The following is a 7046-nucleotide window of genomic DNA, read 5'->3' on the forward strand; positions in this document are numbered from 1 at the left end:
CCTCCCGCTCGTCCCCCCGTCCCTCGCTGCCGTTAGCCCCCTGGCCCGCCGCCCCCCGCCCGTCCTCCCCCCCCCCCCCCCCCCCCCCCCGGCCCTGCGCCCCCCCAACTACCACTCCGCCACCCTGCCCCCCGCCCCATATTGCGAAGCAACATGCGTCAAACCTTTGGCTGTGCTAAAAAATGCGCGCCAATCGTTTAGATCGATCCAAATCGACACCCCCACGATCCCGGCAACGGAACCCTGCTCGAGCGCCAAAACAGTCGTTGAGCGAACGCAACAAGGCCCCGGCTTCACCCGTTTTTAGATCGATACAAGTCAACGTGACAGTTAACGATTCAATCCAGGAGAGGGAGAGAAATGAAACAGATCACACGCAAGCACGGCCGTGACACATTGTCCGCCGCCATTGCCTTCGCCTTGTTCGCCGTTGCCGCCGTTCCCGGCGCCGCGTTCGCACAACAGGCCAGCACCAACACCAGCCCCGACGCCACCACGCTCGACAGCGTGACCGTCACCGGTTACCGCTACGCCATCGAAAAGAGCCTTGAGCAGAAGCGTGACGCCAATGCCGTGGTCGAGGTGATCACCGCCGAGGACGTCGGCAAGTTCCCCGACAAGAACGTGGCCGACGCGCTGCAGCGCGTGCCCGGCGTGATCATCACCCGCGACGGCGGTGAGGGTAAGAACGTCAGCGTGCGCGGTCTGGCATCAGGCCTCACGCTGACCCAGTTGAATGGCAACTACGTCGCCAGCTCGGAAACCAACAACGAAGCATCGCGCTCGTTCAACTACACCTTGCTGCCGTCCAACATGTTGTCGGCCGCAGAACTGTACAAAACCCCGGAAGCACGCCTGGAAGAAGGTGGCATCGGCGGTACGGTGATCCTGCGCACGCGTCGCCCGCTGGACATGGAAGCCAACTCCGGCTTTGCCAGCATCGAAGGCACTTCGTCGGATACCACCAGCGGCATCGACCCGCAGGCGTCAGCTATGTACTCCTGGCACAGCGAGGACGAGCGTTTCGGCCTGCTGATCGGCGCCACCCAGCAGAACCGTCGTAGCCGCACCATGACCGCCAGCACCGAAGATTGGCAGTGGTATAGCGACCGCCTCGACGCCAACGGCAACATCAGCCACAAGTACGTCTGGGACGAACGCGGCACTACCCGCGACCCAGCCGTCGATGTGCACGGCAATCGCCTGCCTGAGGCTTCGCAGTTCTGGGGCCGTTCCGGCATCTACAACCAGACCGGCGGCCACTACTCCGGCTTCTTCATGCCGACCTCGGTCAACTTCGCGGTCAAGGACGAGAAGCGCGAGCGCACCGGTAACCAGTTTACTTTCCAGTTCAAGCCGGTCGACAACGTCACCATGACCGCGAACTACTTCCGCTTCGAGCTGGAAGGCAATTACACCCAGAACATGCTGAAGATTCCGGAATGGAACCTGGCGCGTGTCGCTGGTGACGGCAACTGGGAACCGGGCCGCCTGCTCAACGACTTTACCTTCGACCCCAGTGGCACCATCGTCACTGGCGCCGAGTACGAAAAGCTGGCCGGCAAGACCTATATCTGCAGCGAGGACGAAGCCAAGGCTGCCGGCTTGCCCGGCGGTGGCTGGGGCCCGGATGACTGCACCATTCCGACCCCGCAGCTGACCGGCACCTACAGCCGCGAGAAGGCGCTGTCGCAGACCGCAGATCTGAGCGTGGACTGGGACATCAGCCCGCTGTGGAAGGCGTCGTTTGCCGGCGGCCGCACCTGGTCCGAAGGCGGCCCGTCGATGAGCTTCCGCATGTCGGCAAAGCCGCGCCGCAAGGTAGGCAACCAATGGCAGGCCGGCAACCAGTACAGCGCGTGGGACATCACAGGTACGCCGTCGGCAACGTTCTCGCCGGACTTGCAGCAGCAGCTGATGAACGGCATCGCCGAGGTCGACACCGGCTCCACCGATTCGTCATGGACCCAGACCAGCATCAAGCAGAATCACTTCCAGGCTGACTTCAACAAGCTGTTCGAAGCCGGCTGGTTGGATTCCATCCAGTTCGGCACCAAGTACAGCGACAGCAAGGTGCACCGCAATACCGGCAATACCTATTGGGTGTGCCAAGGTGCGGACCCGAGCGACTACAGCAAGCGCTACCAGGCTGGCTGTGATTCCACTGCCGGCATCGCTCAACCCGGCTTCTTCCTGTCGCAGCCGATCGGCAACATCGCCGGCGGCTTCAACGCGAACGTCTTCCCGGGCATCAACTATCCCGCCTACATCGACTATCTCAACAAGACCTACGGTCCGGCGCAGAACCGTCGTGAGGACGACTTCGTCTACAACGTGGGCGAGAAGGTCTACTCCGGCTATTTCCAAGCCAATTTCCGTACCGAACGTGTTCGCGGCAACGTCGGCATTCGTGTAGCCCGCACCAAGCAGCACGCAGAATCCAGTGACTCGGTGGAACGTTTCAACGACTATTTCGCCGACAACGCCAGCGGCTCGCCAATGGCCTGTACCGATCCTGCCGCCGCAGCGCTACTGAGCTCTAACACTGGGTATGGCTGCGAAAGCGGCTTCGTGCGCCTGCCCGACAGCATGGCCCGCGAGAAGAGCTATGAGCTGGCTTCGCTGGACAAGACCTACACCGACATCCTGCCCAGCTTCAACATCGCCTGGGACATCACCGACAATCTGGTGCTGCGCGGTGCAGCCTCCAAGGTCATCTCACGCCCCAGCTACACCAGCATCGCCTACCCGGGTGGCTTGAGCTACTACTCCGCCGAATACAGCGCAGACCGCGTTGTGGCCGGTGGTGCAGTGAACCCGGGCTGGTACGGTTCTGGTAGCAACAAGGACCTGGAGCCGTTCAAGGCAACCCAGTACGACTTGAGTCTGGAGTGGTACTTCCAGCCGGGTGCGGTTGCAGGTGTTGGCCTGTTCCGCAAGGACGTGAAGAACTTCACCGTGCCGGTTGTGCGCGACCTGCAGATGAACGTCGCCGGGCAGTCGGTAACGGTGCAGGACTACTCCACCGAAGCCAACGGCCAGGATGGTGTTTCGCAGGGCGTTGAAGTGTACGGCCAGTACACCTTCGACTTCGGTCTGGGCTTCCAGGCCAATTACACCTACAACGACACCAACCTGGCATCGGTTGAGATCGACGGCGAGAAGATTGGTTCCTCGCCGCTGGTCGGCAGCGCCAAGAACCAGGGCAACTTCACCGTGTTCTACGAGAATCGTTACTTCCTGGCGCGCGCCTCGTACAACCGCCGTGGTGAAGTAGTTGGTGGTCTGAACAACGGCTTCACCATCTACACCGAGCCGTATGATCAGCTGGACCTCAACGCGGCCTTCAACATCCGCGAGGACCTGACGCTGAGCGCTTCAGTGCTCAACGCCACCAAGTCCGAGCAACGTGTGCACCTGGGCAGCGACACCAAGGCCCGCCTGCTGTCCAACAGCTATGCAGGTCGCCAGCTATACATGGGCCTGACCTGGAAGTTCTAAGGCGTGCTTAGCCGTGCTTTCTGCACGTAGGTACTGAAAAGCCGCGCTGGTTACAGCGCGGCTTTTTTTCACAAGGCGCGGACGGATGCCGCACTCCTAAATCTCCGACTTCAACTCAAGTCAACGCCGTCATAACCCCTTTCCGGTACGCCGGCCGCTGCTGCAGCCGCGCATACCACGCTGCCAGGTGCGGCAGCTCCGGTCGTTGGATCGGCATCTCAAACCAGGCGTAGATGAAGGCGCCCAGCGGAATATCCCCCATCGCAAAACGCTCGCCGGACAACCAGGGCTGTTTTTCCAGCGCCGCATCAACCAGCGTCAGCAACTCACCACAGCGCAACAATGCGGCCGCAATGCGTGCTTCATCACGATCCGCGGGCGCGGTACGCACAACACCCCAGAACAGATCGCGGAACGCCACGGCAAAACTCGAGGTGGTCCAGTCCATCCATTGCTCGCTGCGCGCCCGCTCAACCGGATCAGACGGATACAGCACGTCCAGCGCATAACGTGCCGACAGATAGCGCACGATGGCGTTGGACTCCCAGACCGGCAAGCCGTGATCCTCGATCACCGGCACCAGGCCATTGGGGTTCATCGCGCGGTATTCGGCCGTCTGCGTGCCACCAAAGGCGCCACCCACTTCGATCGACTCATACGGCAGGCCGATTTCCTCGGCACACCACAGCACCTTGCGCACGTTGCTGGAATTGCGCCGGCCCCAGATCTTCAACATTCATCCACTCCTTTCAGATCAGTTCTCATCGCGCGCCCCCTTGCGTGGCAGCGCGCGCACCGCCGATGACTTGCCGGCGCGCTTGACCTCGAACAAGCCGGTGGCATCGATCAACTCACTCAACTTGCGGTAGCCATAATTGCGCGAATCGAACGACGCGCGGTTGGCGATCTGGTTGCCGACGGCGCTGAGCAAGGCCCAGCCCTGCTCATCAGCCACTGCATCCACCGCGCCGCGCAATAGATTGAGCAGCCGCGTGTCACCGCGTAATTCATTGGTGCTGCGCGGTTTGATCGGCGCTGCCGGTGGCTCCGCGACTTCCGTTGCAGTCGCCGCGGTCGGCGCGCTGCTGGCGGCCACCTGTTCGACGACTTCGGGTGCATCGTTGCCCAGCGCTTCCAGATAGGTGAACTTCGAGCAGGCGTTGACGAAGGCCAACGGCGTCTTCTGTTCGCCGAAGCCATAGACCTTCACACCGTCGGTGAGGATGCGCATCACCAGCGGGGTGAAGTCTGCATCGCTGGAGACAATCGCAAAGCCATCCAGGTTGCGCGCGTACAGCAGGTCCATCGCGTCCACCACCATCGCCATGTCCGAGGCATTCTTGCCCTTGGAATAGGCGAACTGCTGGATCGGGCGGATCGCGAACTCATGCAACACGCTTTCCCAACCTTTCAAGCGTGGGTTCTTCCAGTCGCCGTAGGCACGGCGCACATTGGCCACGCCGAAGGCGGCCACTTCCACAAGGATCTCATCGATCTTCGATGACGGCGCGTTGTCAGCGTCGATCAACAACGCGATACGCTTTTCGGGCTCAGACACGGGGTGACTCCATGGCGGCAAGCTGACCGCCAGTATCGGTCATCGCTGTTTCAAAGCACATCAATGCGATGATGTGCGCTGACAACCCGCCCCCACGGCCGGTGCACCGGCCACACCGGAGTACGTCATGCCGCAACACCCGCACCTTGTCGTCATCGGCGGAGGTTTCGCCGGGCTCTGGACCAGCCGAGCACTGGCCGATGCGCCGTTGCGCATCACCCTGGTCGATCGCCGCAACCACCATCTGTTCCAGCCCCTGCTCTATCAGGTCGCCACCGCCGGCCTGTCCTCGCCGGATATCGCCGCGCCGCTGCGACACATCCTCGGCAAGCAACGCAACATCGAGGTGCGGTTGGGCGAAGTGGTGTCCATCGACAAGCAGGCAAGGAAGGTGCAACTCGGCGATGGCGGCCAGATCGCATACGACATGCTGCTGGTCGCCAGCGGCGCCACCCACGCCTATTTCGGCCACGACGAATGGGCCGCCGACGCGCCCGGCCTGAAGACGCTGGACGACGCGTTGTACCTGCGCCGCAAGCTGCTGCTGGCCTTCGAACGCGCCGAAGCCGAACCCGATCCGGCCAAGCGCGCCGCATGGCTGAGTTTCGCCATCGTTGGCGGTGGTCCGACCGGCGTGGAGCTGGCCGGCACCCTGGCCGAAATCGCGCGCCACACGCTGAAGAACGAGTTCCGCCACATCAATCCGGCCGATGCCAAGGTGCGGCTGGTTGAAGCCGGGCCGCGGGTGCTGTCCTCCTTTCCGGAAGTGCTGTCGCTGAAGGCGCGCCGCCAGCTGGAAAAACTCGGCGTCGAAGTACTGACCGGCACCGCCGTCAGCCATATCGACGGACAGGGCTTCCAACTGGGCGACACCCACGTACCCGCACGCACCGTGGTGTGGGCAGCCGGCGTCGCCGCCTCACCACTGGCACGCACGCTGGACGTGCCGCTGGACCGCGCCGGCCGCGTACAGGTGGAACCGGACCTCACGGTTCCCGGCCACCCGGAGATCTTCGCCGGTGGCGATCTGGTCGCACTGATGCAGGCCAATGGCCGCCCGGTACCGGGCGTGGCGCCTGCCGCCAAGCAGATGGGCAAGTACGTGGCGCAGGTGATCCGCGCGCGTCTTGATGGCAAGCCAGCGCCACCGCCATTCCGCTACAACGACCAGGGCAACCTGGCCACCATCGGCCGCATGGCGGCGATCGTGCATGTCGGCAAGCTGCAGCTGTCCGGTTTGCTGGCCTGGTGGTTCTGGCTGGCCGCGCACGTGTTCTTCCTGATCGGCTTCCGCAACCGCTTGGTGGTGCTGCTGAACTGGGCGGTGGCGTATTGGAGCTACCAGCGCAGCGCGCGCATCATCCTCGGCGATGCCGACGAGGATGATGGCAAGGAACCTGCAGGCTGATCGCAGCGGCGCCAGCGGCGCCAGCGGCAGTCAGCTGTTGCCGTTGGCGAACTGCTCGAATACTTCGCGCCCGGTGAGCTTGGGTGTCTCGTTGGCCAGATCGTAGTACGACGGCTTTTCGTCGATGAAGATCTGGCTGGCCAGTTCGAACGCTTGTTCCTGGAACAAGCCGGCCGGCACGAAGTATTCGCCGTCCGGCACCAACCGGTAATACAGGTGCGTGCCGCACTGTGAGCAGAAGCCGCGCTCGGCCCAGTCGGAGGATCGATAGGTCTTCAGCGCGCTGCCGATGACCTGCACCTGGTCATCACAATGCACCGCGAACAGCGGCCCACCGGACCAGCGCCGGCACATGCTGCAATGGCATAGACCGATTTCGGAATGCTCATTGGCGATCACTTCGACCGCACCGCACAGGCAGTTCCCTTTCATCACCAGCTCCGTCTGCAAGAGGAATGCCGAATCTACACGGGAAAGCTCACCGGTAGTGGCCAACCAAACTAGGCACGGGGTCTACAAGAACCCCCAGCGAATGTGGAGCCCCAACCGCACGCAGCCATATTAAAACAACCAACCCAC

5 protein-coding genes are annotated in these 7046 nt (G+C 62.6%); 2 read left to right on the forward strand and 3 right to left on the reverse strand.

The features are described 5' to 3' along the window. Positions 1-360: 360 nt before the first annotated feature. Complete coding sequence (locus ACVOMF_RS20170) at positions 361-3501, forward strand: TonB-dependent receptor (protein ID WP_481510851.1); 3141 nt, start codon at positions 361-363, stop codon at positions 3499-3501. 115 nt (positions 3502-3616) lie between these two features. On the opposite strand, the gene ACVOMF_RS20175 is transcribed toward ACVOMF_RS20170, so the two are convergent. Together ACVOMF_RS20175 and ACVOMF_RS20180 are read right to left on the reverse strand one after the other, a co-directional pair. Next, on the reverse strand, positions 3617-4237 hold the full coding sequence (locus ACVOMF_RS20175) for a glutathione S-transferase family protein (protein ID WP_481510852.1): 621 nt from the start codon (positions 4235-4237) through the stop codon (positions 3617-3619). Positions 4238-4255: 18 nt separating this feature from the next. Then, positions 4256-5059 (reverse strand): NYN domain-containing protein, encoded by an 804-nt coding sequence (locus ACVOMF_RS20180; RefSeq protein WP_481510853.1) that lies wholly within the window; start codon positions 5057-5059, stop codon positions 4256-4258. Between the two features lie 127 nt (positions 5060-5186). Here ACVOMF_RS20180 and ACVOMF_RS20185 point away from each other — a divergent pair, with 127 nt between their 5' ends. Next, on the forward strand, positions 5187-6467 hold the full coding sequence (locus ACVOMF_RS20185) for an NAD(P)/FAD-dependent oxidoreductase (RefSeq protein WP_481510854.1): 1281 nt from the start codon (positions 5187-5189) through the stop codon (positions 6465-6467). Between the two features lie 30 nt (positions 6468-6497). On the opposite strand, the gene ACVOMF_RS20190 is transcribed toward ACVOMF_RS20185, so the two are convergent. Next, positions 6498-6899, reverse strand: coding sequence for a GFA family protein (locus ACVOMF_RS20190; RefSeq protein ID WP_481510855.1), 402 nt, complete (start codon positions 6897-6899; stop codon positions 6498-6500). Between the last annotated feature and the right edge of the window lie 147 nt (positions 6900-7046).

The organism is Stenotrophomonas sp. STEN022 (assembly GCF_056760155.1).